Raw genomic sequence first — 26,066 nt, forward strand, 5'->3', positions numbered from 1 at the left:
CGGCGACAGGACAGCATACCAAAGGCGTTCGGATCAGATTGAGGCGGGCTACTGGAGCTTCCTGGGGTCGCCCGGCGACAGCCGTGCTGCATCGCGATGAAGCAGCATGACCTGCTCGGCCTCCGATCTCCGGTCGTAAATCGGCTCCAGCGCACCGTCTTCATCGAGTGCGAGAGCGCCCGACAGATCGGGTGAAAGCACCGTCAGCTTCTGCTTGAGCCCCGCCAATTCCTCGGTGCCGAGCGTCAGCCAGCTGTTGGCGCCGCAATAGCTGGCGAACTCCTTGCTGGCGAGAACGCGGTGCGGATATTTCTTGGTCAGGGTCTGGAGACGCTGGACCTCGTTTACAGCCGAGCCAAACACAGAGAAGGTGAGCCGATCGGTAAGCCCGACATTGCCGAACATCACGTTGCCGACATGCAGGCCGATGCCAAATTTTATGTCGGGCAACCCCTTTTCCTTTCTTCGCAGATTGAGATCGATCATGCGCGCAGTGGCCTTGTGCGCTGCCGCCAGAGCAGACTGGCAGGCGATCTCGGACTGCGAGCGATGCCTTTCGCAAGGGTAGACGGCAATGAAGCCATCACCTATGAAACTCATGATCTGCCCGCCCTTGCGATTGAAAGGTGCAGCAATGGCGTCGAAAAACTGGTTCAGCGTATCGATGTAGATTTCGCGGCCGGAGGTTTCGGCAAGCCGTGTCGACCCGCGCATATCGGCCATGACCAGTGCGGCCCGGATTGTGTCGCCCTCGCCGCGCTTGATCTGGCCGTCCAGCACGCGTCTGCCGGCGTCCCCGCCGAGATAAGTGGTCATCATGTTGTCGGCCAGCTTCGTGAGCACCGCCATCTTGGTTGCGATGGCGAGATGGTTTTGGATACGCAGCAGCGCCGAAATCATGCTGTCGCTGAAACCTGAAGCACTGTCGGTGGACCAGGAGCCGATCATTCCCTGACTGGTATTGCCGTTGAAGGGGTGGACGAAAGCCATGTAGTCGGTCACGCCCATCAGCCTGAGTTCATCGAAAACAGGAAACTCCGAGGGGACCGACGGGTCGAGCCGACGCCGCAGATGGTCGAGCTTGTTGCTGAGCAGATGGTAGTAGGGGCTGGTCAGGAACCTGTCGGAATGAACGCCGTCCTTTTTGCGGAAGCCTTCCACTTCCATGCCTTGGCCGCGGAGCCAGGTGAAGCCAAGCGCGTCATAAAGCGGATGAAGCATCGAAAAGCTCAAATGCACCCGCTTCAGCGGCAGGCCGGCAGCAGCCAGCCGCTCGCAAAACCCCTTTACCAATGTTTCCAGTTCGTCGCCCGCCAACGCCGACTGAGTAAGCCAGTCGGCAACCTTATCCATGAGAATTGTGGAAATTTCTGCTCGCGTCGTGCTCATGCCACCTCGAAACCCGTCGAAGACGGAACCATTATCCTTCGATCCGCCATAACACAGTCCGCCAGCGACCCAAAGATACCCCGAAGTCAACGGTTGGGCGCGGCCGCGACGGCGAAGGAAACTTCTGAATGACTGTCCTTGCAACCAAGGAACAGGCTTAACTGCATTCATGCCCTGCGTTATGTGGCGAAGCTGCGGCCGGAGTGAAATCACGATCCTGACATCGGGCGAAAGTGGCCGGCTGGGGCGCCGTCAGGCCTTCACCACCGTCTCTCGGAGCAGCCCGAGACGGCCAAAAACATTGCGTGTGTCGACGATCAGAATGGCGTGATCAGCGATTACCTGATAGTCGATCGCGTCATGGTCGGTTGCAACGACGACAGCATCGAAATCCTTCAACGCCGCCTCGGTCAACTCGAGCGAGCGGCGCCCCCTGATGGCCATATGCTCCCGTGTGGTAGGGATCTCGGGAACGTGCGGATCGTGAAATTCCGCCTTGCCGCCGCGTTCCTCGATGAGTTCAATGAGTCGCAATGAGGGGCTTTCGCGGATGTCGGGCACATTCTTCTTGTAGGCGAGCCCGATGATGAGAATGCGCGAGCGGCTGAGCGCCTTGCCGCGGCGCCGGTCCAGCGCTTTGGCAAGTTCATCGACCACGTGACGCGGCATGGCAGTGTTGATCTCTGCCGCCAGCTCGATGAAGCGGGTCGGCAGTTCGTATTCGCGCGCCTTCCACGTCAGGTAGAAGGGATCGATTGGAACGCAGTGCCCGCCCAATCCGGGGCCAGGATAAAAAGGCATGTAGCCGAAGGGCTTGCTCTTGGCCGCCTCGACCACCTCCCAGATGTCGATACCCATGGCGCCGAGCACGACCTTTAATTCGTTGACGAGGGCTATGTTGACTGAGCGGAAGATGTTTTCCGTCAGCTTGACTGCCTCGGCGGTCGCCGTGCTGGAAACCGGAACGACGGTTTTGACCACCAATTGGTAGAAAGCCTTGACGAGCGTCGCCGCGTCAATGCCGTCACCTGCCACGACCTTGGGGATCGTCGCGACTTCAAAGTTGCGGTTGCCGGGATCCTCGCGTTCGGGCGAGAAGCCGAGGAAGAAGTCTATCTTCGACTGCAAGCCGGTTTCTTCCAGTATGGGCTTGATCACATCGTCGGTGGTGCCGGGATAGGTGGTAGATTCCAGCACGACGAGGTGACCGAGACGCAGATGCTTTGCGATGACGCCAGTTGTGTTCCTGACAAAGGACAGGTCCGGCTCACGGTTTTTCGTCAGCGGTGTCGGAACGCAGATGATGATGATATCGCAGCTTGACAGTTCGGCAAAATCCGCCGTGGCGCGGAACCGTCCACTCGCCACGTGGCCGGCAAGGGCTGTCGACGTCACCGCCTCGATGTAGGATTGGCCGTTGTTCAGACTCTCGACCTTCTGGGCTTCGATGTCGAAGCCGAAAACCGGGAAGCCGGCGCGTGCGACCGCAATTGCCAGCGGCAACCCGACATAGCCCAATCCGATCACGCCGACTTGCGCGGCGTGCGTCGAGATACGGTTCAGCAGACGGTCATATGCCGATCGTGAAGCGCTCAAAATCTGCTTTCCCGTTAATTGGGACAGGCTGGCCGCTGCCAGGCGCGGCTTACCAGTCCCAGGAACCATGGCCGAGGCATATTTGGGAAAATGGATTCTCGCAAGCCGTCATCAGACCGGCAACTTTGCCTTCAGGCTTGCGGCCGCCATTGCATAGCCGCCGGCGGCACCATCTATGAAATGAACGTGATCGCGGTGCAGCGGCGAGGCGACGAGGCATGTCATCAAAGCCGATTTCTGGCGGTGCAGGCCATAGTTGCAGATGCCTGCCTCTTCCGCCTGTTTGAGCCGCTTCTCGATCCGTTGCAACACATCAGCGTCAACGTCGATGGTCATCTTCAGGCCGTCGTCGAATTTCCGGAAATCCGAATTGCTGGCCACTTCGCGTTTATAGATCTTTGGATCGAAACTGCCGATCGTCCAGCCATATCTGTCGGTGACGGCCGTAAGCGCCATCAGGAACACTATCCACGACTTCGACAGCCACCGCAGTCCTGCCGGCGCCGTCGCCCGCGCCTCGATATCGAGGCCGGCGGGCAGCAAGCTGTAACCCGGCCCGTTCACCGGCACGGGGTGGCCACCGCGTTCCTGCCTGGCGGCAAGGGCAATGATGTCGGACGCCAGAAACTGAAAACCGCGCAGGTCGCGCGACGAGCCCGGTGTGGCTATGATCGAGACGATTTCGCCGTGCCGGGTTTCGATAGGGTTCCAGCGGCAGGACAGGCCGGTCAGATCCGGCCGTGCGCCGGCCGCAGCAGGATCGATGCGGTAGCGCCCCGCTTTCATCTCGGCTTCCGCCCAACTGCCACCGCCGCCGGCGAACATGGCATAAAAGACGGCATCTGATGCTTGGAACCTTGCCACGCGAACGTCGAGGCCTTGCGCTCGAATATCCGATATCGGCACGATTGCGGCACGCAGGGTTAGGTCCAGTTCGTCCGCCACCCATCTCTGGACAGCCGCCAGCGCCTTGCGGGTGGGCTCCATCGCCGAGCCGGGAAAGGCCACGAGCGCCCCGTCGCCGCCGAAGACAAAGGGAAGATCTTGCCGACCTAGCGCATTGAGCAGGGCCGAAATGACACTGGCGCCGGCCATATTGACCGTTTTATAGCGTCCCGTCTCGATCGCCTTGGTCGAGCCGACAATGTCGGCTGTTGCCAGCGCCCAGCCATCGGGCAGAGGCCGATAGTTGTCGATGTCGGCCACGCTTTCGAACTTTGCGAAGACCGGCAGAGAAGCGACAAACGGGTCCGAGGCGGCAGCTGTCTCCATGAGCATCAGATAGCACATTCCGCTGCTTGAAGGTGCAGTCGATGATGCTTCGAAATTGACTTGCGCATGCTTTCCGATGATAGGGTCGCACAATGCGAATTGCCTTCTACGCGCCGCTGAAGTCACCCAATCATTCCGTTGCCTCCGGCGACCGTCAGATGGCACGCATGCTGGTCAAGGCGCTGGAGCATGGAGGACACAGCGTCGAACTGGCATCCGAATTGCGCTTCTATCTACGCGAACCGGAGCCGCAAAGTTTCGATGCGCTCAAGATAGAGGCCCGAGAGGAAGCCGCGCGGCTGACCCGGCTTTGGGAGCGTGACGGCAAGCCCGATCTATGGTTCTGCTATCATCCTTATTACAAGGCGCCCGACCTGATCGGGCCCGAGTTGGCGTCGACCTTTGCTGTCCCTTATGTGACAGCGGAAGCTTCCTATTCGAGGCGACGCAATGCCGGTTTGTGGGCTGATACGCAAGCGTTGGTGGTCCAAGCCGTCGAACAGGCGGCGCTGAACATCTGCTTCACGCAAAGGGATCGTCAGGGATTGGCAGATGCGATACCCCAGGTCGCTCTTCATATGCTGTCACCCTTCATCGACACATCGGTCTTCCATGAAATGCCGGCACGAGGTTGCCCAACGCGCCTCGTTGCTGTTGCCATGATGCGACCGGGTGACAAAGTCGAAAGCTATCGCATGCTGGCGCAAGCGCTCGGTCAGATCGGCCACTTGCCCTGGACCATGTCGGTCGTCGGCGACGGGCCTGCCCGTGACGACGTCAAGGCGCTATTCGCCGGCTTTGCCGCCGAGCGTATCGAATGGCTTGGCGCGATTGACCCAGCCGCCGTGCCGGATGTCCTCTACGGTGGAGGAATTTACGTCTGGCCGGGTTACGGCGAGGCCTATGGCGTTGCCTATCTTGAGGCACAGGCTGCCGGCCTTCCGGTGGTGGCTCAGGACATCGCCGGCGTGCCGGAAGTTGTACGAGATGGCCAGACCGGATTTCTCACCCCGCCGCACGATGTGGCGGCCTTCGCTTCTGCCATTGAAAGGCTTCTGGCCCGTAAAGACGAGAGAACCATCATGGCTGAAGAAGCCAGACGTTTCATCCTTGAAGAACGTTCCCTCGACGTTGCAGCGGCGCATCTGGCCGAACTTCTTCCGAAGATCTCGGTCTCATGACATCGTCCGATCGGATCTGGCAGCCCTTGGTGGAAGAACTGGCGGGCCGGCAAGGGGCGGGTCGTAAGTCAGAGTTCTGGCTGCGCGACGATGATGCCGTGGATCCTATGCCTGCGCTTGATCGGCTGCTCGACCTCACCGGTGAATTCGCGGTTCCTGCCACTCTGGCCGTCATTCCGGCTTTCACGGATGAGAAGCTTGTCGCCCGGCTCGACGAGGCGCCGCATGCCACAGTCGCCATCCATGGCTGGGCGCATCGAAATCATGCGCCCGAAGGCCAGAAAAAGCAGGAACTCGGCGCCCATCGGCCACGCGAGGCCGTCCTCGATGAATTGGCTGGCGGGCTGTCGCACGTAACGGACCTGCACGGCGCGCGCACCGTCCCGATGCTCGTGCCCCCCTGGAACAGGATCGACGCCGACCTCGTATCCGACCTTGGATCAATAGGATTTGCGGCCTTGTCGGTCTTCGGGCCGCCGAAGCCGGCTCCACTGGCGGTCATCAACAGCAATGTCGACATCATGGATTGGCATGGCACGCGCGGCTGTCGCGATCACGGCCTATTGGTCCAGGCAATCATCGCGCACTTGCAGCATGCATTCGACGACGAACCGGTCGGCCTGCTCACCCATCATCTCGTACATGATGAATCGGCGTGGCGTTTCCTTGAACGGCTGTTCACAGTCACTGCACAGATCGAATCCTGCGCATGGGTTCCAATCAGGACATTGATCGGGCGCTGCGCAGGCAGAGGAAAATAGCTCAGCGCCCTTTGTGCAATGAGACTGGAAATTCGAGGGTCAGCCCATCCCGCGCGGCAAAAGCGCCAGCAAACCTGTCTTTGGCCAGTTTCTCGATCTCATCCAGTTCCTCGTCGGTGCGTGTCGCATCGTGGTGAAACAGCGCAAGCCCTCGCGCACCGGCCGCCCCACAGAGTTTGACCCCCTGTTGCCATGTCGAGTGCCCGTTACCGCGGCGGCGTTCCATTTCCTCATCGGTGTAGGTGCAGTCGTAGATGACGAGGTCGGCATCTTCGATCAGGCCGAGCACCGTGCGATCGAGTTTGTCGGGCTCATGCTCAGTGTCTGTGATCACCGACACGACGCGGCCGCCCCATTCGACCCGGTAGCCGATGCAGCCGCCTGGGTGAACAAGACTGCCCGTCCGGACCACCACCCCTTCGCGCGGCCGAAGCACGTCTCCGGACACGAAGTCGCGGTAGTCGAGGCTTGCCTTGCAGACCTCCAGCTTCACTGGAAACCAAGGCGGCCGCATGAAAGCATCGACCATTTGCCGCGTCGTCATGCGCCCTGCAAGATGCCCGGACCAAAGCGTAACCGTGACGCTCCGGTCGTAGATCGGCGCAAAGAACGGCAGCCCGATAATGTGATCGTAGTGGCAATGGGTGAAAAGTAGGTCGAAATCGGTCACGCCCAACGTCCGAAGCGCCCCGCCGGCAGGCCGCATGCCAGAGCCCGCGTCGAACAGAAGCGTATGCTTACCACAGCGCATCTCAATGCAGCTTGTGTTGCCGCCATGGCGAGAGAATTCTGGCCCCGATACCGGGATGCTGCCGCGCACCCCCCAAAACCTGACCAGGAAAACGTCGTCGTCCATGGTAGCCCCTTCGCAGTTCCCGTCGCTCATCGTAGCCAAACAACTGCCGCTAGAGCAAATTCAGGAAAATTGTGAACCGCTTTCCGCCCGGAACGAGGCCAGACCGGTTTTCCCAGTGACCTTTTCAGCAAGAGGCCCGCGCTATGATGACGGGAAGCATCGACCGCGGTTCATTCGCTATTTGGCACTTCGTGCATCGATCAGATCGGCGGTGGTGTGGCTTAGGCGATCGGCAAGAACCCGCAATATCTCAATGGTCATTTCGGGGGACTCCTTCATGAGCCTCAGGAAATGATCCTTTCGGATTCTCAAGGCTTCCAGCTGACTTGCCGCTCTGACGGTGGCAGTGCGCGAGCTGTTGCAAAGTATGGCGATCTCGCCAACAATTGAATTTGGCACCATTTCGGCTACTTTTATCGGCCCTCTGTCGGAATCGACCAGAATCTCTGCCCTGCCTGAAAGGATGACATAGGCGGCATCTCCCTCGTCGCCCTGCCGGAACAGAATCTGGCCCGCGCCGTAGCTCACGCGATCGGATGTGAACGCAAGCAGTTTGAGCTTTGTCAACTCGATGCCAGAAAACAAGGGAACGCGTTGCAGCATTCCAACTTCATCCTTGAGCAGCATTGTCGCAAACCTCAAAATTAGCGTTTGCCAGACTAGAGCAACACGCGCCCAGATGGAATTGGTTCCGCATCCGCGACGTCCCTCTACGACACCAGTTCCTTGAAGACACCGTTGCCTGCCAAAAGTGTCTCGTGTGTTCCGTCTTCCACCAATTCACCCGAGTCGAAGACGATGACGCGATCGAACATCATCGCCATTGACGGATTCGTCACGACCCACACAATTGCCGGCGAATGGCCGTCGCGTCTGGCTTCCTCGAGCACGTTTCGCAACACCCTATCTTGCATGCGTTGATCGAGCGCCGATAGCGGCCGGTTGAGAATGAGAAAATCGGGACGCTTGAGCAGGGCTCGGGCAACGTCGAGCTTCTGTCTCTGTCCACCGGTCAGCCGCCTGCCGCCGGCGCCGACGTTGAAATCCAGGCCGACATTGAGAAGTTCGCCATAAAGCCCCAGCTCGTCAAGAATGTCATAGAGGATTGAGCGTATGCGGTCCGGCGCGTCGGGGTGGTTGTTGCCCACACGCCCGAACAGCACATTGTCCATGACAGTAGCCGCGGCGATGTATTTGCCCGGATCATACCGTTCGATCGCGCTATGCAGCTCGGTCGGCAGGTTTTCATAGAACCGGTTGCGGGCAGTGACGATCTTGCTCATCAGTTCATCGCTCAGCAGGCCGAAGCGGTGCCGGGGCTCGATATAGGCAAAGCTCAAGCTGACGATCATGGCGCGGTCGGTCTCCGAAACCGCCTCGTAGGGACGGTTCTTGAGTCGTTGCAGCAAGGTTTCGTAGGCCGGTATCTCCTCGGCGCTCATGAAGGCGAGCTGCTGGAAAAACTGGTGATCGGCTGGCAGGTCGGCAAAGAGCTCGATCGCCTGTTCGGCGATTTCCATGCCCATTTCGTAGAGCGTGCGGTCGAGGCCGGCTTGATTCAGCACAGAAGAAAAATAGGGGTTGGCCGCCAGCGCCCTGTCCGCCAGTTCCGGGCCGGCCGCAGCGCCGAAGAGCAGGTTCTGGCCGATGGTCGCTTCCTTGTTGTAGGCGCCCGGTTCGAAAGGAACCACCAGTCCGCTCAGCCCTTCCTGTTCAAGCCGGGTTCGCAACGCCGCTCGCAGTTCGACGATCCGCCTGGCAAGTTCCGTGTGACGTTTGAGGTCGGCCGACGAGCGCAAGCCAAGATCCAGAATGTCGCGCGACAGAACAACCGCGTCGAGCACCCGGCGCACGGCTTCAAATAGGTCGTGCGGGCCGGTGGCTCCGGCGGAAGCATAGTTGATCCAGTCGCTGCGGATATCAAGATCTGGATTGCCCGACCGGTGCGCCTCTTCCATGTCCCAGCGGTGCTGGTCTGCCGCGGCACCGTCATAAGTCACCGGTGTCATCGGCGCATGCTTCAATCCGTAGAGCAAGTTATCGCGGAGGCTTGCCTGGAACAGGAAAACATCCGACGAGGCATACGACATGCGCCGTCCGGTAACTGCTTCGGGGAGTTCAAGCAGGTCGTCGGAACCCGAAGCGATCCTTCCGCTGTCGGGCCAGTTGAGCCGCGCGAAGGCTTCTGCAAGCGCTTCGGCTCCGCCTGTTGCGGTGCTGACCAGCGCCACCGTCTCACCCGGCTTGACCTGGAGGGAGACACGGTTGAGAAGCATCGCACCGCCATCGTCTGCTATGGACAGACCGATCGCCGACAGGGGTTTGGTCATCGGATCGGGATCGTCGATCGCCAACGCCCCAATTCTAGGCTCAATGAGACCCTCCACGGTGAACTGTTCAACGACCTGCTGATATTTGACCTGGACATCTTGCCGATCCTGATCCCAGTCGATCAGTTCCTTCATCGGTCCCGGCAGATCCTTGTAGGCGCCGATCACGGCTACGAGTTGGCCGACGTCCAGCCGACCCTCAATGGCTAGGTAGCCGCCGATCATGTAGAACAGAAAGGGCGTGAGCTGCGCGAGAAAATTGTTGAGGAACTTTACCATGAATTTCCATTGGTAAAGATCGAAGCGGATCTTGAATATGAGCCCGAGCCGGGCAGCTATATCGGCACGCTCATAGTTTGATGTATCGTGGACGTGAACCGCGCCGATACCGTCGACGATTTCGCCAACCCGGCCCGAAAGTGCGCGCGCCGTCAATTGCCGTTGGCGCCCGAGCACGATCAGCCGCCGCCGCATTCGCGGGATGAGCACGATCTGGATCGTCACGATCACGACCGCTATCAGTCCGAGCCAGACGTTCTGGACCATGATGAAGAGCATGGCCGTCAGCGCCTGACCGCCGAGCAGTACCGGCTGCAGGAAGGCATCGCCGATAAAGCCGCCCAGCGGCTCCACCTCGTCCTTCACCATGGTCGCCACTTCGGCGGATTTCACCCGCTTGAAATAAACCGGCGGAAACCGCAGCACACGATCGACCAGATCGAAGCGGATACGCCGCAGCATGCGTTCGCCGAGACGGCCCTTGTAGGTGTTGATGTAGAGTTTAAATAGGCCGTTGATGACGACCAGGAGGAGAAACACAAGGCTCAGGGCAAACAGCGTCGCCTTGCGGCCGAGCTGAAAACCGGAGAAGAACAGGACGTCGCCAATGAAGGGCAGGCTATAATGCAGCCTCATGAATGGCTGGGTCGCGCCCACTTGCTCGAAGCCCCTACCTTGAATCGGGCCGTTGACGATGAGTTTCGGCAGGTCGAAGGACATGAAATACGGGACCATCGAAAGCACGACGATCATCAATATCCAAAGCTGCTGCTTTTTGGTGTGCGTCCAGATATAGCGGGCGAGACTGGGTTCCATATGCGGCCGTGGAGCCTTCAGTTGGAAGGATGGGGGATGAAGAAGCGGCTACCGGCGCATGGCGTATCGGCAATTTCTTCGTCGCCGATGACAAGCTCGAACATGCAGTGCACGAAAGACGCCGATTGTCCCGACAGATGCAGCCGGCTCTCTCCGGCACCGGGCAATGGCGAAGCGGCTAACAGCATAATCAAATCCCCGGATCAAAACGGCCTTGCGGGGGGCAAGATTGCGTTGTGTCGCCCGAACTCCCACCATACAAGACGAATATGATGGATGTCACGCAACCACGCAATGCCGGCATGGACTGGCGCGAGCAAGCCTTGGACCTCACGCGCGGAATTGCGGCCTATGCCGACCGTCCTCTCGTGGCAGGGCTGGCGCGCGTCATCGCCCAGCATCCGAACGCCGATATAGGCAACGCCTTCAACCACAAACAGGTCGCCTGCAAGATGTGGGCGCTCGATAGGCTGTTCGAAAACAGCGGCGGGCGCTTCGGGCGAATATGGGTTCTGGGTGGTTGGTATGGCGTGTTGTCGGCAATGTTTTTCAACGATGCCCGCTTCGACATCGCAGCGGTTGATAGCATCGACATCGATCCCGAAGTCGCGCCTGTCGCCCAGACGTTAAACCGGGATGCCGGCGACCGGTTCCGGGCCCTGACGGCAGATATGTACGCACTCGACTATGCGGCCGGGCGTCCCGACCTGACCGTCAATACGAGCTGCGAACACATAGCCGATCTGCCCGCCTGGCTTGCTCTGCTTCCGCAGGGGACGACTGTTCTGCTGCAATCGAACGATTATTTCAGCGAGCCAACGCACGTCAACTGCGTGGCTTCGTTGGCAGCCTTCGAAGCAATGGCGGCGCTGCGGGAGGTGCGGTTCTCCGGCGAGCTGCCCACCAAAAATTATACGCGCTTCATGCTGATTGGAACGGTCTAGCTTTCGCCCAACCGCCTAGCGGTTTTCGATCCATAAAACACGCCGTGGAGCGCGTCGCACGAAGCTCACCAGAAGCGACGCGCGTCAGAGCAAATCCAGGAAAATGTGATCGGCTCTCTGTCCGGACTTGCGTCAAGACTAAGAGGTAGAGCTGTTCTGCGTTTTCCGCGAAACCTGAACGGCGTTGGGATTTGTCGTCCGTTCGATCATGAGCTTTTGTTGAGACGAAGCCCCTGTCTTAGGGACCATGTTCGATGCCGGTCGCGCAGGATTTGCGCCGAGTGACGGGCGCCGTCCAGGTTGAGACGATGCGCGGACGGTCCAGGTGCCACAAGCGCGGCTTCGATCGCTTTCGCCAAACCTTCAGGCGTCAGGTCCCTTTCCATCACAACCGTCGCAAGGCCGAGTTCTTCGAGCAGCAGGGCGCGAACCGTTTGTTCTGTTTCACCGCCGGCTGCAAATGGGGCGAGCAGGGAGCGACAACCCGCGCGCAGGACATCGCAGACCGTGTTGTAACCCGCCTGCGAGACTGACAGGCGGGCACCCGTCAGCAGGCTGGCGAAATCCTTGCGGAACCGGAAGATGGACAGGCCCGGCGGGACGTCGTGTGCAATCGCGTCAAACTGGTCTTTCGGCAGGTTTGGGCCGGTGATCAAACACCATTTCCAACCGTTCCTGGCATTCCGCGCAGCTTCGATGGTGGAGCTTACAAGGCTGTTTCCGGCAGCCCCGCCGCCAACTGACACCAGAACGTCGAAGCGCTCGGAGGCGGCGGGCGATGGTGGCCCGGCAACGAGCCCCGTGTAGGTGACCTCGGTCTTGATCGCCCCGGCCAGTGGAAATGTCTTGTCGAGGGTTGCAAAAGCCGGGTCGCCGTGGACCATAATAAGATCGAAATGCCTATTGACCAGATCAAGCGTTTCCTGGTTTCGGCCCGGCTTGACGCGCTCCTGAAGGATATCACGAATGGACGTCGCCAGCAGCGGTCTGGGGGACGACGCGTTGATAGCCTCGATCAGCGGCAAGAGTTCGAATCGCATCTGCCGGCGTCCAAATGGAAACGCCTCGACAATCACGACATCAGGCCTGCAATCCCGGAATGCCTGGAGCAGCATCTCTGAACGGCGTTTCTTGAAATCCACGTCTATGGGTATGCCCTGCAGGTCGACAAGTCCGGAAAATCTTTCATCACCGGAGGTGACAGGCGGCAGGGTTACAAGTTTTACCCCCAGTCCCGGAAACCCAGCGACCGGAGGTCCGCCGGTCACGATCGTTACGTCAAACCCGTCATCGACCAGAGCCGCCGCAATGTGGCTGGTCCGTGCGAGATGCCCGATACCGAGCAGGTGCTGAACATAGAGGAAGGCGCGCAGCTGCTTCAATCGACGGCCCGCCACTCGCGCTCGAACAGTTCCGTCAGCTGTCCAATGCTGGCCATATGATCAAAATTGCCGCGCACGTGCCGCTCTGCGGCATCGCCCAGGCGGGCGCGCAGCACGGGATCCCGGATCAGGCGCTCCAGCGCCTGTGCCAGTGCGATTGGGCTATTTGTCGGTACCAGAAGCCCGGTTTCATCGGGCGATATAAGCTCCGGCACACCAGAAACATCGGTGGACACGCAGGCAAGCCGCTGGCTAGCTGCCTCCACGAGAACATTTGGCAAGCCGTCCCGGTCGCCATTTGCCGTGATCCTGCAGGCCAGGGCGAAGATGTCGGCGCAGCGGTAGTGCTCAAGCACCTGCTCCTGCGCAAGCGCGCCTTTCCAGGCGACGCGATCGTCCAGTCCGAGCTTTTGCGCCATCGCCTTGAGCCGTTCCAGTTCCTCGCCGTCGCCGATATGCTCGAAACGCCAGGCCAAATCGCCCGGCAAGAGGGCAAGGGCTTCCAGCAAGGTATCGTAACCCTTCTTTTCGACGGCGCGACCGACACTCAGTACGACAACCGCTCCGGCCGGCTCCGAGCCGTCATGCTGTTTTCGCGCGTCGCCGAAACTGCCGAAGCGATGAAGGTCGAGCCCATGATAGCTCAGATGCACAGACGAGTTGCCGTTGGCGAGTTTTTTCAGACGATCGAAGCCGGTTTTCGTGCAGGTGACTGTCCAGCGGGCCGAGGAAAGTTTGCCAGCCAAATCCCAGTCCGCCGAAGTCCAGATGTCCTTGGCATGGGCTGAGCAGCTCCAGGGCAGGCTACGAAGCTGGCTGGCATAGCGCGTCACCGATGCCGGTGTGTGCACGAAATGCGCATGCAACCATCCCGCGTCTTCCGGCCATTCGGCCGCCAGCACCAGCGCTTGCCCGAAGCGACGTGCACGATTGCGCGTAAAGTCGCGGAGCATATCGGCGGCCAGCGATCCGAGCGCGCGCCAGAAGCTCGGCCGCGGCAAATAGGCAAACAACGAGCGAAGCACGCGTAGCGGCTCGTCGTGCAGATATTCCGGCAGGTAGTGGACGGGCGCTTTGATCTCGTCATGCACGGGGTGCCGTTTTGCGTCGGTGGGGCGCCTGAGCGCAACGAGAATCAGATCGAACCCTGCGCGTTCCAGACCGAGCAGTTCCTGCGCGATAAAAGTTTCCGACAGCCGCGGATAGCCCTTCAGGACCACGACGATCTTGCGACGTTGCAAGTCAGTTGGTTCCTTCAACGACCGAAAGGTGATGGCCGGCCCGCCGGTCGAGCAATGACGCGACAATCTCGGAAATGTGAGGCAGTCCTTCCAGCGTCAGATGCGGGTTACTCTGTGAGGGGCGGGACCGGTCTGGCAGAGCCACTAGTGCATCGGCGAATCGCTGGGAGTCCTTGGCTTCATCCGGCAGAAGCAGCTCGATCAGCCCGAGTTCCGCTGCGCGCCGAGCGCGAATCAGTTGTTCCTGGCGGGGCTCAATCCGCGGCACGATCAGCGCCGGCTTGTCGAAAGATAATATCTCGCAATAGGTGTTGTAACCACCCATGGCAACTACCGCCTTGGCGCCTGCAATCAGGTCTTCCATACGGTTGTCGAACTCGATCATCTTGATGTAGGGGATCTTGGACCCCTTCTTGAGCAGCTTGTTGCGCTTGCGTGCCGGCATGTAGGGCCCAAGTACAATCAGGGCCCTGTGTTGCAGTTGAGGATCCTGCTGATAGGCATCGAAGACGTCGTGAATCAATTCGGCACCATCGCCGCCGCCACCGGTGGTAACCAGGATATAGTCGCCGTCGGGCCGGTGGCCGGGCAACTCGTTCCGCTGCAGGCTCCGTTGCAGGAAACCAACGAAACTCATCTTTGCCCTGACAGCCGGCGGCACATCCAGGCCGGTCAGCGGATCGTAGAAATCGGGCGGGCCGTAGACCCAGACCTTGTCGTAGAACAGGCCTATCTTGCGCATCACATCCCTGCGCGCCCACTCTGCCTCGAGAAGGTGCGGCGCATCCATCACCTCGCGCAGGCCAAGCACCAGCGTGGTGCCGCGCGTCTTGAGGTAGGACAGAGTATCCTCTATCTCACCGCGCAGGCCGAGCGGTTCCTTGTCGACGATGAAGATATCCGGCCGGAAGGTCTCGGCTGTGTGGCGGATGATCGACTGGCGCAGCCTCAGCGTCTCATGCAGATCGATATCCTTTTCCAGCGAGGTGTATTCGCCGTTGCGCAATTTGATGACGCTGGGGATCTTCACGAAGTCGACACGGGCACGGTAGTCGAAGGCGCCAGCGATGGTCGCACCCGAAATGATAAGTACCTGAAGTCCCCGGAATTCCTCGACCAGCGAATGCGCGATAGTCCGGCAGCGCTGCAGGTGGCCGAGCCCGAACGTGTCGTGGCTGTACATGAGAATTCGAGCGTTTTCTGCGTGCTGGGTCATTGGTGAACGTCTCTTAGAATTCTCGCCTTGAGGACCGTGAGCGACGGGCCGGCTTCGAAACCATCGTGGCTTTGAAATAGGAGGCCGCCATTTTCAATCTGTATTACTTCCGTGGGATGCCGGTCAGACAGGCCTTCCGATTGTCTGGGTCCGAAACTTGGATTGGCGAATATCGCCTTGCGAGAGCGGGCCGAGACCCCTGTTGTCGTTTTGAGAGGGATCGAAGGGGAATGTGGTATCCAAAAGATCGGCAGAAATCATCCCTCTTGATTCCAAAAAGTTCCGGTGTCTGCGAATTCCATCGGTTCGGAGCGGTGAAGGCGAATTCCGCTCTGCTGCCCATGTGGCCAATTGATTGGTCGCCACGCGTCCCCGGCCCATATTTGTTGTGGAACTCACTTCGCGCGCCATTACCCTCGGTCTTGGGGGACCAAAGGTGCTGCCCATCAATCTGTTGACGGGCGGTTTGATTGTGATCCACCGACCAGAACTGAGCCATTTGTCGCCAAGCTAGCCGGAATTCCAGCAAGAATCGAGTGGATGCTAGCGCTTACAACGCACCGCCCGCAGGTGTGCGTGTGCAAGACCGTTTGCCCGTCGATCGCGATGGCCTCTAGTTATCTCGCAAGGTTCGACCATGACCAACCGAATTACCACGCCGCCGAGAAGGCTCGCGAGCCTTTGGAGGCCATTCATTGGCCGCGTGGTCCGTTATTGCTCACATTGCGGCAATGCCAATCCGGATCGCATAACCAAGCTTCACCGCAGGTCTACTCGCCCGGCTTCCACAAGTGCAACACATGGCGCCTGCCATTCTCTGGCCTTCGCAGCTCTACGCGTCGTCCAAGAAAGGCATCTCCGAGCACCAACCGCGCCGTATGCTCGGCGTCACCAACAAAATCGCTTGGTTCATGGTTCACGGCATTCGAGAAGCGATGGCGGGAGACATTAAGTCTTCTGGCCCGTTTGGTGGCGAAGGCAAGATCGTAGGAGCCGACGAAACCTGGCATCGGGCGCGTGGGACCGCGATTACCTTCACCTCAGCGCAAGGGCCAGGCGCGATTGAAGCGCAAGGTGAAGCCGAAGCGCGCCGTTATCGGTCTGGTCGAGCGTGGCGGCAAGTCCGCATGGTTCACGGCAAGCCACCAAGGCCGCTGTGCGCGATATCCTGGTGCGCAATGCGACTGCACATCGGCGCTCTACACCTGACCGGCGAGAGGGATTGCCAGTTCTGTCTTCCGTGGTTCGAATCCAAACGGCGGTGATTTTCCCGAATCACCGGCGTTGATGCACCCAAACCACAGGGAAGGACGGGCTAAGGCGCATGAGAACGACCACCAAATTAAACCTACCGGCCAGTCCCTCAAGTCGTCCTGTGGCCGGTCGTCGCCATGGCGCCGTGCAGCTCAAGCGCGATCGCGTCATATATTTCCTGGCGAACCTGGGCTATCAGCGCGGCGCGTATCTCAACTTAGAAGTCGTAATCCACAAGGCCGCCAGGCGGCGCAACAGCCGAAACCGTTGGAATAGCCTTATAGCCGAGTTCCTCGACGCGATTGACGATACCGCCAAAGGTCGTTCCGGATTGCCTTGCATGCGCAATCACATCTTTCCCTCGCCTGATTTCGAAGCGGCACGCCAAGTAATCTGCGGAGTGAAACTGTGCGAACATGAAAGCACGCCCGACCAGTATCCGTCTTTCGGTCAACTCTATCTCCCAAGAATGATGTTTGGCGCCCAGGCCGCGCTATCGCCCAATGTTGAACTGCTCGGGCGCGCTGCTTCCTCGGCGCAAACCCTCACGCAAGGCGACCTTGGCCACTGCGCTGCCGCGACCTCGATCGTGCTCATCAGGACCAGCGAGACCAGCGTAAGCACGGTCGAGACTGCCGCGATGACGGGCGTGAGATTGAAATTGGTGCCCAGAGGCGGAATCCAAGTGAAGGAAATCCGGCTGCGTTCTCTTATGGTTAGGACTCACATAGCAACCGTGCCAACCAACAGAAGTACCAACAAAATATTTCTGTGGATTAGTTCCGTTCCCAAATTCTCTGTTTGCTCGACGCCGGCATACCCGCACCTTATCTTATAAGCCGATAGCCGTTGCTACTCGGGTGGCCACGTTAGTGCCCTCGATGACCCGCCGTGATGTGGGTTCGAGTCGGTAGACCGCTACATCGCAACACCCACTATCGAAGAGGCGCTCTTCTGCTATCGGAGGCGCGCGGCTTAGTCCAAAGCTTTCCAATTTGGGGCAGAGGTTAGCCGATGCCCTCCGAAGGCAGAGGTCACAGGTTCGAATCCTGTCGGGTGCGCCAATTTCAACATTGGTATCAAATAGTTATCCGATCACGATTCTCGCAAGTGTCCTCGCGTTTTTTGCGCGGAAGCATCACGGAAGCACAAGAGACCGCACCAATTTCGACGTACCCTCCTGTGGAAAAATGCGACGGAAACTCTACTCGACGATGACGCGGTAACCGAAGGCTGCCCATTTCGTTCTGGGGAGAGCGCGCTTCTGGCGCTGTGTTGACCTAGAGATGTGAGGCTTAGGGCGTACCCATCCGCGACGAAGACGCCGTGCCGCAGGGCCACATCTCCATCGATGAGCCGGCTGCGGAAGCCCTCCAGCTGGCTGGAGATATCGTGCCCCCGCGCAGGCAAGGCGCGTATATGCTGCACCCCGGACAACATGTCCCGGGACCAGATTCTTAGTTCACAGCGAGGCGTTCATGGACTACTTTAGAGGTATTCATGGAATGGCCTATCTGCTCTTAAAGCGTTGTTTTGGAACGCTTGTGCAGCGTGGTTGGCCGATTCCCAGGGGGGACTGGTTCTAGATAGAGTGGTTTGGATCGGCTTTTTTCGCATCATCGACGCGAACCAAAAGGATCCTCGCCAATGGAAAAGGCGCCTGAACTCATCACTACTCTGGCCAACACTCCGGCCGTCATTCTCGCCCTCATGATCGCGCTCGCAGCCTTCGGCTTGGCTGCCTTCACGATCTGGGTCGTTCACGAGCACACCAAGCCGAAGGGGAAGCGCTGATGGCCCTGCAGAACTTCGTCCGCCTGCCGAATGCCTGGATCGAGGACCGTGGCCTCAAGGGCTTCACCTGGGGCAAGGAGAACCGCGTCGAGGGCTTGGCTGCTCTCATGACGCTCATGGTGATCGCTCAGCACGCCGACCAGGAGACGGGTGAGGTGAAGATCACCTACGACAAGCTGCATCGCGCCACCGGCCTCAGCCGGACGACGATCGCGGCTGGGCTCGGCCTCCTCGAGACGCGTTTCATCGAGCGTGGTGACCGGCAGAGCGAGTTCCGGCTCCGCGACTTCGACCCGTTTCGTGGCTATGCGCTGCTGCCGGCAAAGCCGCTCTATAACGCCAAGTATCAGATCGACTTCTTCCACGAGCTCAAGCTGCGGAGGCAGGTCGAACTGAACGCCATCAAGCTCTACCTTCTGATCGTCTCAAGGCGCGACCGAAACAACAATCTGGCGCACGTTACGTACGACAAGATCGAGGAGTATAGCGGCATCCACCACGACGACATCAAGGGCGCCGTGAGCTTCCTCGCTGGCAACGGAATGATCCACGTCGAGCACCTTCCTAGGCAGATCAGCCAGTACGGCTACTCAAGCGCGTATCGCCTGGTGCACCTACACACATATCAGCACATGGGCACGGTCGGCCGGAACCTCGACATCGCCGACTTCGAGCCCGTCATGGCGCGGATTAGGCCCGACGTTTTTTAGCGCTATCGCGAGCGCCATCTGCCATCCTTGGAGAGCTAGGTACTGGCGAGAACTGAGGGGCGACCGATGAGCTTTGAGGACGAACACCGCGAGCAGGAGACTGATCGCCTGATGCATCTGGCGCGACACGAGCTCGGCCACCACGTTATGGCGCGGATGGTCGGCTTTGAGGTTGGCGACTTCAAGATCGGCCAAGGCACGCTGCAGATCTACGGCCCCGGCGGTTCCTCTTCGACGAACATGATGCGACCGTTGCGCACCAAGGATGAAATCGTCACCTACTCCCGCGATCGATGCAAGGTAGCCTTTGCTGGCGTGTTAGCCGGAGAGATGGAAGACGCCGTCGTGGTGGAGGCGCAGTCCGAGAACCAGTTGACACACGGCGGAGGGCGAGACGACTACACCAAGGTCGTCGAAAACATTCAGTTGCTCCGCAACATCCTGTACCCGGACAGCGGCATCGACCAGGCCGCCAAAGAGGTGCACGTGCTGATCAACGAGCTCTGGATAGAGACCATTCAGATTATCATCGCCGAGGGGTTGATGATCGAGCAGCTAGCCGCGGAGCTCGTTGCACGGACGATGAGGACGCCCAAGAAGGCGCTCATCCTGACGGCCGAGGAAATGGCTGAGCTTCCCCTTCTCAAGAGGCGCTTCGGGTAGCAGTGGTGGACGATCTCGAAAGAGTGAACCGCCGATGCAGGAGGTCTTTCGTGGTAGTGGTACGCGCTGCTGCGGACGCAGGACTTGGCCATCATCTTAGGCTCGTATAATGAACAGTGTGGACAGACATTATGCCCGTCCATGAGGCGGTGGCGGAGGCCTCTACCTGGCATCACTTGACTCTCAAATGGGCAGGCGACCAGTAAGCCGGATTATGTTAGAGATTGGATCGAAACGAGTTCTCACCAATGCCGGTAGTGCGTAAGACAAAATCTTCTTGACCACCTGAGCCATCATGCAGACGCACCGCTGATTTCTCCGGCGCTCAACTTTAGTTCTCCGGGTCCCGTTTCCGTGCCGGCTACCCAAACTGACTAGCTGAACTTTGAACGATGCCTCTCCTCCGGGGCTACCCAGCTTTCTATGAAATCCAGCGGATCCGCGTTTCCCATCATTGCCTTCGCGAGCGCCAGACGCTCCTCCAGGCGCTGCCGCCGCCCGTCGTTCGTACGCTTCAGACGCTCTTCAGCATCCGCGAAAAAGCGCTCTACCGTCATAGCCTTTCCCCACCTTTCGATAATTTCCGCAAGCTGCTGCTGGCTATCGGCAAGAGCTTGATCTGTCTTGCGGGCATCCTCTTGCTTAGGTAGCGCTCCCACTCCTCCTCTCGCTCTTTTTTCCTCTTCGCCGCCGCCACATCCTCGGCGTCCATAAGGCGTTGCACATTGTCCTTAGCCGCTTTCAAGGTCTCGACGATTTTTGGGATCAGTGTGCCAAGCGCCTCCTGCTCGGTCTCCTGCCAACTGACACACCAGTCGACGCCCTTTTTCGGGGAATAGGCAATTACCCGAAAACGTCCGCAGGGCATACCCCTATCGCAAAAATAGAGAACCGGCATGATGGGGCGGTCAAGAGATAGCACGTCTTCATGACGGTGTGTCCAATGCGGGGCGCTTTGTCCGCGCCAACTTCAGATTCGAGGCGATCTTGAAGACTTCTGCGCTAGCCCAGAGGGCAGAGGCAGCGGTCGAGAAGTTTCCTGCTGAGTTTACGGCCGGCGATCTCGAATGCGCGCTTTCCGGTTGCGTGAAGCGCGAAAAGAAGATCATTGAATGCCTTCCGGTTAGCGGCGCACTGAGCGCAGCGGACGCTCTGATGGATGTGGGCCTTCTTCGTGCGACTGCAATGTCCCTCTCGCCGGCTCCGACGGAGAGGTCGTAGATTCGGCTAGCTCTAGCAGGCTGTTGAAGAAGTCCATTTTCGAGCGACGAAGTTTGCTTCGTCGCCGCCATGGAAGCAGATTTGTCCGCTGATAGAGCCGTCTGGTTGGATTTCAGCCCATCCATTGCCCTGGGCCTCGTCCATTTCGTCATTGCCTTGCCAGGAGAAGGCGACATTGTTGGCGTCGCCGGCGCCGAAGATCTGCCCGGTGACACATCCGAAGGCGAATTCGCCCGAGCCATCCGCCGCGAACTCAAAGTAGGCGGGCTCCATCATGTCGCGATAGTCCTCGACATAGTCGGGCATCGCGACGATCCGCCAGCGGCCAGTGAGGCTCATGCCGGGGCCGCCAGCAGCTTGGGCAGGCGGATCAGATTGTAGGCCGCCAGGTTCAAGGTGAAGGCCGCGCCCACACGGGCGCATCCTCGCAGCTTGACCTTGGCCATGCCGGCCGAGGCCTTGATCCAGCCAAACACCTCTTCGATCCGCTTGCGGCAGCGCTGGCTGATATCATAGCCCGGATGGCGCTTCGTGCGGCCATCGATCGCCGTCACGCGAGGCTTGCCGGTTTTGCTCAGATGGCCGTCGATGGCGATGTGCGGTGTGACCTTGCGCTCACGCAGGTCCCCGATGAAAGCGCGCACGTCATACGCCTTGTCGGCACCCAGCGTGATGCGCCGCCGTGATGGCCGGCGTTCCACCATAGCAAGCGCGGCCTCCCGCTCGGCCGTACCTGTCGCCTGGGTGACGCCGCCGTCAACCGCCAGCCCATGACGGTTCTCCATCAGCGCATGCCCCATGTAGCAGAGCTTCGCCGGCTGCCCGTCGCCCTTCTTGTAGAGCCGCGCCTGCGGGTCGCTCGTGCTCTGATGTGTGTCGTTGGAGCGCTTCTCCTTATGAAAGCCGCGCTCGGCGTTGCGACCCGCCCCATTCGGGCCATTGTCGTCCCCGTCCTTGCGGCGGAAGCTCTTGATCGAAGCCCAGGCCTCGATCAGCGTTCCGTCCACCGAGAAGTGATCCGACGACAAAAGCCGCTTCACCCTTGGCTGCGCCAGCACCGCGCGCAGAAACTTTGCCGCAATCTCACCCTCCAACAGCCGATCCCGGTTCTTGGTGAAGCTCGAATGATCCCAGGCCGCATCGTCAACACCAAGCCCCACGAACCAGCGGAACAGAAGATCGAACTCCATCCGCTCCATCAATTGACGTTCCGAGCGAATGCCGTAGAAGGCCTGCAACAGCATCGCACGCAGCAACCGTTCCGGCGCGATCGACGGGCGGCCGAACCCGGGCGGATAAAGAACCGCAAAATCGCCGTCCATCTCAACAAGAGCCGCGTTCACGATCTCCCGTATCACCCGCAATGGATGGCCCCGTCGAACGCGCGCCTCAAGGTCGACATACGAAAACAGCGAGCCTGTCCGTTCGTCTAAGCCGCGCATCCACAAATCCCCATTCTTCCGGGGAGCAGTGAATCACGCTCCAAACAACCGCGCCAGCACTTCTTCAACAGCCTGCTAGACTGGGAACCTATTGCTTCATCTCGAATTGAGTCGCGTTCGGGTTGGGAGGGTTGCGTGCAAGACCAGCGATTTGAAAAGCCTGTGCATGTGGCGCTCGGCAGGTCGAGGAACACTTTCTTCACCGTGGACCGAGTAGTCCTGGCAGCGGACATCTTGTTGAACCGATGGCCAGCGATAACCGGCAAGAAACATGTCGCTGCCCGCAAAGCCTGCCTTGGCGTGCTCGAAGGCCTGAAAGAAACCCGCGACGCTCGCAAGGCCTTCGTTGAAGCCGCAAAGGAGGCAGACATCCTCGTTGAGCGAGATCCGTTCCGTTGAGCGCCGATCCGCTTTTCATCGTGGCCTCGACTGCCTTACTGTAAACAGGTCGCCCAGGCCCGGAGCCTCCCATGTGCAACGACTATGAACAGCATGTCCTCTGGGCAGAATATTGCCGGATGATGGCGTCACTGGCGCTCAAAATCCCCAGCCACCAGACCAAACTCGATCTGCCACAGGCGGATGACGTCCGCATCAACGACCCGGCGCCGATAATGCGTGCCGGCGATGACACGATCGAACTGACATCGATGACTTTCGGATTTCCGCCAGTCGGACCAAAAGGCGGGCCAGTGTTCAATTTCCGCTCCGAAGGGCGGCAGTTCGGAAACAGCAAGCGCTGTCTTGTTCCTGCATCCGCGTTCTTCGAGTTCACAGGCACGAAATATCCGAAGGCGAAACATCGCTTCACACTCAACGGCTCTCCATTCATGGCCGTCGCAGGGCTGTGGCGCGAAGCCGTCGGCAACAAGCCGCCCACCTTCACCATGCTGACGACCGATCCCGGGCCGGATGTCGAGCCATATCACAATCGGCAAGTGGTCGTCCTTCAGCCCGAGGATTGGGCAGCCTGGATCAATCTGACAAAGCCTGAGGCGGAGCTCTTGCGGCCGCTCCCGGCCGGATCATTGTCGGTCGAGACAGTTCGCCCTGAAAGCTCATGACTCAGCTGCGCAGGATCTCTGGTGCGCTGAGCGGACCGAGATCGAAAACCGGCGCGTATTCGCCTATGCGGCGCCAGACGCCACGCACCTTCCCATTCTCTCGATCCCGCCTCGGATCGAACATCAGCCCCTCGAAGTGATCAAGGAACACCTCTGCAGATGCGGCGTCGCTGAAGCAATGGAGCCGATAGGTTTCATATTTGCCATTCGGCCATATCGCCTGCACATGCCGCGTCTGGTGCTTAAGCCCTCGTTCCTGGCAGAACGTCGCGATCATGGTGAAGTTCCGGTCGGTGCAGAGGTCATCGGGCAGCGCAACCTGGTGTGGCCAGTCGCGGTCGATGACCGATGGCGTTGGTGAACCCCGACTGCGTTTGACCACTATTCGAAATGCATCGATTGGCCACGCATCATGGCCAGCGTCAGCGCGATTGCAGGATTTGCCGGTGGCTTCTCCATGTGCAGGGAGCCGTCGAAATCACGCCACGCCGCCATGCGCAATTCATCATCGTCATCACTGGCCGCCGGGTCGAAAACGTGGGCATCGCAGGGATCCCGGTCGATCTCGATTGTCCAGTCCTTGAGCGCCTTGCGAGCCATCTCTTCGACCTGGGCAAGGTCGCTGGTGAAGAAGGGGATACGGTCTCCCTCTTCCGATAGCGGCTCAACCCGATCCAGCGTCGGCCGCTCGGGCACCCAACCCAGAACGAAGGCAATGTCGAAATCGATCTGGCGGTCTGGGCCAGCTGTAACCTCCAGCCGTTTGACGACGTCAGGATAGAGCTGTTTGCGCGCCGGCCACGTGTCCGGAAGCGCCTCGGCCTGCAACTTCGTGCGGGGAACGTTGATCAGTTCCATGACCTGATGGCGCGGAATTTTGTCCTCCGGCCAGCCCGCACAACAAGCAGCCGTCGCAGCCTCGTCGGCCTCCAGCCAGACTGTGGCGGCCTGGTCCTCGTCTTCGGTAGGCTTGTCGTCTTCCGGAAAGCCTTTGATATCCCACCCTTCCAACGCAAACAGTCCTTCCGCGCCCTGCAAAGCCGTAATGCCGGCGCGTGCAAACACGGCTTCGGCTGCGGCGATGCCGCGTGCGAGCTCTTCGGGTATTGCGTTCTCAATGTTCAAGCGAAGTTCCATGGTTCGCCTCCTATGGCCTCTCTCTGTTAATGTGAACAAAAAGAGAACAAAGAGTCAAGTGCTCCCCTTGACGAGACAGGAATATGTTCCTTATTTCAGCGTGATCTTGAGCAGCAGAGGACCATGGCTCGGCGTCAATCGCGCTGGCCGGCGAAGCTATGGCGAAAACAGCGGAAGACAATTTTCGGATCGAGGTCTGGGATCGCGAGGAGCAGGCTTTGTCAGAAACCATTTCGCGCTCCCCCGATTCGACGGTGAGCCAGGCTGCCTGGCAGGCCGCCATCCGGCGCCGGCCGGGCATGCTGCTGATCCATTACAACAGTCGGCATGTGATGGAGAAGATCCTGACGCCAGGCGAGGTGAAGATCCCGCCACAGACCATCATCGACGGTAGTGTTCACGCCGGCCTCGATGTCGCCCTCGGAGACCTTCGCGAATGGCATGTGCTGCGGGCCTGGTGCAGATCTTGTTCGCACCATGCAACGGTAAAGCCTGCCGGCCTCATCAAACGCTATGGCAAAGGCGCTCTGTTCAGTTCAGTCGAACGCGCGCTTTTTTGCACCAGTTGTGACAGGGGCGGGCCTGTCCGGCTTGAAATTCACAAGCTGCCACGCAATTGAGAGGAGCCGAACGGCGCAGGACCTCATCGATTTCCAGGCCAACTCGGCGCTGGTGCTGGCAAGCCAGCAGCATCGATGCGATCAGCGGCTTGACTGCCGAGGACCGGAACTGCGCGCGATCACGGCTGGTCGGCTTCCATCGTGACGCAAAGTTATGCGGACCGCTGCGGACGGGGACAGTCGGTCCCGCGTCCCGTCCTGCGGCCGGCGCTATGCTGACGCTCCTACGGCTGTCCCGTTCACCGCCCGCGGCGGGGGCGAATTTCCTCCGTCCTGCGCGCGACAACGTCCCCTGTTGCGGACGCACGCAGGACTGCGGTTTATACGCCGTTCTTCCTCAGAGCGCCGACAGTTGCCGGCGCGGAAACTGGCCAGTGAGCACGTGTCGTCTGGAAAGACGAATGAGGATGGCGCCACCACCACTACGCACTCCCGTCGGTTTCGCTCTCCTCGTCGATGGTGCGCACGGGGAGATAGGCGTTCGTCTCCAGCCACTCGCGCAATACAATCTGTATGAGGTCGGACCGGCCCACTTTCATCTCGGCAGCCAGGTCGTTGAGTGCATTCTCAGTCGCCGGTTCAAGGGAAACGCCGGTAACATTCCTGAGCATCAAAGCAGCGCGACGAAGGATGATCTGCAGATCCGGCCGCGACATGTCCCCTATGCGATCCGCGGCGCTTTCAAGCTCCTCGGCAAAGGACAGGCGGGTCATGGTCTTTTGTCGCGCCGTTCACTGCGCCCTTTTGCTTTTTCCAGTTCAGCAGAGATGTAGGCGGTGGCGTGCTCGGTTGCTCACCTCGTGTTCTCACGCTGCCGTTCCAACTCCTCTGGCGAGTAGTATACTTGGGGGACAGTTGTACAGCCTGTAGCAGCCGACAGCGGTTTCCAATCCTCCAC

The 26,066-nt window shown here is 59.6% G+C and carries 27 protein-coding genes and 1 pseudogene; 11 read left to right on the forward strand and 17 right to left on the reverse strand.

All coding sequences use genetic code 11. From position 1 onward, the window contains the following. Positions 1-48: 48 nt before the first annotated feature. The 3 genes from AC3CB8_RS08580 to AC3CB8_RS08590 form a co-directional block, all read right to left on the reverse strand. Entirely contained in the window at positions 49-1,389 is a 1,341-nt protein-coding gene (locus AC3CB8_RS08580) for an adenylate/guanylate cyclase domain-containing protein (RefSeq protein WP_023770947.1), read from the reverse strand. Between the two features lie 252 nt (positions 1,390-1,641). Then, positions 1,642-2,985 carry a nucleotide sugar dehydrogenase gene (locus AC3CB8_RS08585; protein WP_352566311.1) on the reverse strand — a complete coding sequence of 448 codons (1,344 nt, stop codon included), beginning with the start codon at positions 2,983-2,985 and terminating at the stop codon, positions 1,642-1,644. 111 nt (positions 2,986-3,096) lie between these two features. Next, positions 3,097-4,257 carry a DUF3095 domain-containing protein gene (locus tag AC3CB8_RS08590; RefSeq protein ID WP_352566351.1) on the reverse strand — a complete coding sequence of 387 codons (1,161 nt, stop codon included), beginning with the start codon at positions 4,255-4,257 and terminating at the stop codon, positions 3,097-3,099. Positions 4,258-4,349: 92 nt separating this feature from the next. Between AC3CB8_RS08590 and AC3CB8_RS08595 the strand changes: the two genes are divergently transcribed. Continuing rightward, positions 4,350-5,438, forward strand: a complete 1,089-nt coding sequence (locus AC3CB8_RS08595) for a glycosyltransferase family 4 protein (protein WP_352566309.1) — start codon at positions 4,350-4,352, stop codon at positions 5,436-5,438. Then, positions 5,435-6,199, forward strand: a complete 765-nt coding sequence (locus AC3CB8_RS08600) for a polysaccharide deacetylase family protein (RefSeq protein WP_352566307.1) — start codon at positions 5,435-5,437, stop codon at positions 6,197-6,199. The genes AC3CB8_RS08595 and AC3CB8_RS08600 overlap by 4 nt, the downstream gene beginning before the upstream one ends. Position 6,200: 1 nt before the next feature. Here the strand turns inward: AC3CB8_RS08600 and AC3CB8_RS08605 are convergent, their stop codons facing one another. The 4 genes from AC3CB8_RS08605 to AC3CB8_RS08620 all read right to left on the reverse strand — a co-directional run bounded on the left by AC3CB8_RS08605 (position 6,201) and on the right by AC3CB8_RS08620 (position 10,668). Next, on the reverse strand, positions 6,201-7,055 hold the full coding sequence (locus AC3CB8_RS08605; protein ID WP_352547284.1) for an MBL fold metallo-hydrolase: 855 nt from the start codon (positions 7,053-7,055) through the stop codon (positions 6,201-6,203). A gap of 177 nt (positions 7,056-7,232) precedes the next feature. After that, entirely contained in the window at positions 7,233-7,682 is a 450-nt protein-coding gene (locus AC3CB8_RS08610) for a cyclic nucleotide-binding domain-containing protein (RefSeq protein WP_023770941.1), read from the reverse strand. A gap of 83 nt (positions 7,683-7,765) precedes the next feature. Continuing rightward, positions 7,766-10,480, reverse strand: a complete 2,715-nt coding sequence (locus AC3CB8_RS08615) for an ABC transporter transmembrane domain-containing protein (protein ID WP_023782146.1) — start codon at positions 10,478-10,480, stop codon at positions 7,766-7,768. A 17-nt stretch (positions 10,481-10,497) separates the two neighbouring features. Continuing rightward, on the reverse strand, positions 10,498-10,668 hold the full coding sequence (locus AC3CB8_RS08620; protein ID WP_198030169.1) for a hypothetical protein: 171 nt from the start codon (positions 10,666-10,668) through the stop codon (positions 10,498-10,500). 84 nt (positions 10,669-10,752) lie between these two features. On the opposite strand from AC3CB8_RS08620, the gene AC3CB8_RS08625 reads away from it, so the two are divergent. Then, the gene (locus AC3CB8_RS08625) at positions 10,753-11,424 is read left to right on the forward strand and encodes a class I SAM-dependent methyltransferase (RefSeq protein ID WP_031240451.1); all 672 of its coding nucleotides are present in this window, start codon (positions 10,753-10,755) and stop codon (positions 11,422-11,424) included. A 206-nt stretch (positions 11,425-11,630) separates the two neighbouring features. On the opposite strand, the gene AC3CB8_RS08630 is transcribed toward AC3CB8_RS08625, so the two are convergent. The 3 genes from AC3CB8_RS08630 to AC3CB8_RS08640 are packed head-to-tail and all read right to left on the reverse strand — an operon-like array spanning position 11,631 to position 15,263. Continuing rightward, a complete protein-coding gene (locus AC3CB8_RS08630; protein WP_023782144.1) occupies positions 11,631-12,806 on the reverse strand; it encodes a glycosyltransferase family protein in 1,176 nt (391 codons plus the stop codon). Then, positions 12,803-14,047 carry a glycosyltransferase gene (locus AC3CB8_RS08635; RefSeq protein WP_023770938.1) on the reverse strand — a complete coding sequence of 415 codons (1,245 nt, stop codon included), beginning with the start codon at positions 14,045-14,047 and terminating at the stop codon, positions 12,803-12,805. The genes AC3CB8_RS08630 and AC3CB8_RS08635 overlap by 4 nt, the downstream gene beginning before the upstream one ends. 1 nt (position 14,048) lies before the next feature. Further along, on the reverse strand, positions 14,049-15,263 hold the full coding sequence (locus AC3CB8_RS08640; protein WP_023782143.1) for a glycosyltransferase family protein: 1,215 nt from the start codon (positions 15,261-15,263) through the stop codon (positions 14,049-14,051). A gap of 606 nt (positions 15,264-15,869) precedes the next feature. Between AC3CB8_RS08640 and AC3CB8_RS08645 the strand changes: the two are divergent. The 5 genes and pseudogenes from AC3CB8_RS08645 to AC3CB8_RS08665 form a co-directional block, all read left to right on the forward strand. After that, positions 15,870-16,274 (forward strand): annotated as a pseudogene (locus AC3CB8_RS08645) (IS1595 family transposase); the annotation flags it as partial. A gap of 313 nt (positions 16,275-16,587) precedes the next feature. After that, positions 16,588-17,355: a hypothetical protein gene (locus tag AC3CB8_RS08650; protein ID WP_488377278.1), complete on the forward strand. Its 768-nt coding sequence runs from the start codon at positions 16,588-16,590 to the stop codon at positions 17,353-17,355. Positions 17,356-18,164: 809 nt separating this feature from the next. Continuing rightward, entirely contained in the window at positions 18,165-18,311 is a 147-nt protein-coding gene (locus AC3CB8_RS08655) for a hypothetical protein (protein ID WP_015314521.1), read from the forward strand. Next, the gene (locus tag AC3CB8_RS08660; protein ID WP_352485909.1) at positions 18,311-19,021 is read left to right on the forward strand and encodes a hypothetical protein; all 711 of its coding nucleotides are present in this window, start codon (positions 18,311-18,313) and stop codon (positions 19,019-19,021) included. Before AC3CB8_RS08655 ends, AC3CB8_RS08660 begins: the two co-directional genes overlap by 1 nt. 66 nt (positions 19,022-19,087) lie before the next feature. Continuing rightward, the gene (locus AC3CB8_RS08665) at positions 19,088-19,684 is read left to right on the forward strand and encodes a zinc metalloprotease (protein ID WP_352485908.1); all 597 of its coding nucleotides are present in this window, start codon (positions 19,088-19,090) and stop codon (positions 19,682-19,684) included. 374 nt (positions 19,685-20,058) lie between these two features. Here AC3CB8_RS08665 and AC3CB8_RS08670 read toward each other — a convergent pair whose 3' ends face one another. The 4 genes from AC3CB8_RS08670 to AC3CB8_RS08685 all read right to left on the reverse strand — a co-directional run bounded on the left by AC3CB8_RS08670 (position 20,059) and on the right by AC3CB8_RS08685 (position 22,347). Continuing rightward, entirely contained in the window at positions 20,059-20,241 is a 183-nt protein-coding gene (locus AC3CB8_RS08670) for a hypothetical protein (protein WP_352726693.1), read from the reverse strand. Then, on the reverse strand, positions 20,238-20,582 hold the full coding sequence (locus tag AC3CB8_RS08675) for a hypothetical protein (RefSeq protein ID WP_352726691.1): 345 nt from the start codon (positions 20,580-20,582) through the stop codon (positions 20,238-20,240). Before AC3CB8_RS08675 ends, AC3CB8_RS08670 begins: the two co-directional genes overlap by 4 nt. Before the next feature lie 335 nt (positions 20,583-20,917). Then, on the reverse strand, positions 20,918-21,244 hold the full coding sequence (locus AC3CB8_RS08680; protein ID WP_352726689.1) for a hypothetical protein: 327 nt from the start codon (positions 21,242-21,244) through the stop codon (positions 20,918-20,920). Further along, positions 21,241-22,347 carry an IS5 family transposase gene (locus AC3CB8_RS08685; RefSeq protein ID WP_352726686.1) on the reverse strand — a complete coding sequence of 369 codons (1,107 nt, stop codon included), beginning with the start codon at positions 22,345-22,347 and terminating at the stop codon, positions 21,241-21,243. Before AC3CB8_RS08685 ends, AC3CB8_RS08680 begins: the two co-directional genes overlap by 4 nt. A gap of 135 nt (positions 22,348-22,482) precedes the next feature. On the opposite strand from AC3CB8_RS08685, the gene AC3CB8_RS08690 reads away from it, so the two are divergent. Both AC3CB8_RS08690 and AC3CB8_RS08695 read left to right on the forward strand, forming a co-directional pair. Next, positions 22,483-22,746: a DUF982 domain-containing protein gene (locus AC3CB8_RS08690; protein ID WP_352726684.1), complete on the forward strand. Its 264-nt coding sequence runs from the start codon at positions 22,483-22,485 to the stop codon at positions 22,744-22,746. A 71-nt stretch (positions 22,747-22,817) separates the two neighbouring features. Continuing rightward, positions 22,818-23,411, forward strand: coding sequence for an SOS response-associated peptidase (locus AC3CB8_RS08695; protein ID WP_352726682.1), 594 nt, complete (start codon positions 22,818-22,820; stop codon positions 23,409-23,411). 1 nt (position 23,412) lies between these two features. On the opposite strand, the gene AC3CB8_RS08700 is transcribed toward AC3CB8_RS08695, so the two are convergent. Both AC3CB8_RS08700 and AC3CB8_RS08705 read right to left on the reverse strand, forming a co-directional pair. Then, positions 23,413-23,688, reverse strand: coding sequence for a hypothetical protein (locus tag AC3CB8_RS08700; protein WP_352726680.1), 276 nt, complete (start codon positions 23,686-23,688; stop codon positions 23,413-23,415). Positions 23,689-23,792: 104 nt separating this feature from the next. Then, positions 23,793-24,548: a hypothetical protein gene (locus AC3CB8_RS08705; protein WP_352485900.1), complete on the reverse strand. Its 756-nt coding sequence runs from the start codon at positions 24,546-24,548 to the stop codon at positions 23,793-23,795. A 158-nt stretch (positions 24,549-24,706) separates the two neighbouring features. Between AC3CB8_RS08705 and AC3CB8_RS08710 the strand changes: the two genes are divergently transcribed. After that, positions 24,707-25,168: a hypothetical protein gene (locus AC3CB8_RS08710; protein WP_352726677.1), complete on the forward strand. Its 462-nt coding sequence runs from the start codon at positions 24,707-24,709 to the stop codon at positions 25,166-25,168. A 422-nt stretch (positions 25,169-25,590) separates the two neighbouring features. Here the strand turns inward: AC3CB8_RS08710 and AC3CB8_RS08715 are convergent, their stop codons facing one another. After that, positions 25,591-25,881 (reverse strand): hypothetical protein, encoded by a 291-nt coding sequence (locus AC3CB8_RS08715; RefSeq protein ID WP_352485898.1) that lies wholly within the window; start codon positions 25,879-25,881, stop codon positions 25,591-25,593. Between the last annotated feature and the right edge of the window lie 185 nt (positions 25,882-26,066).

Source organism: Mesorhizobium sp. P160927 (assembly GCF_057766385.1).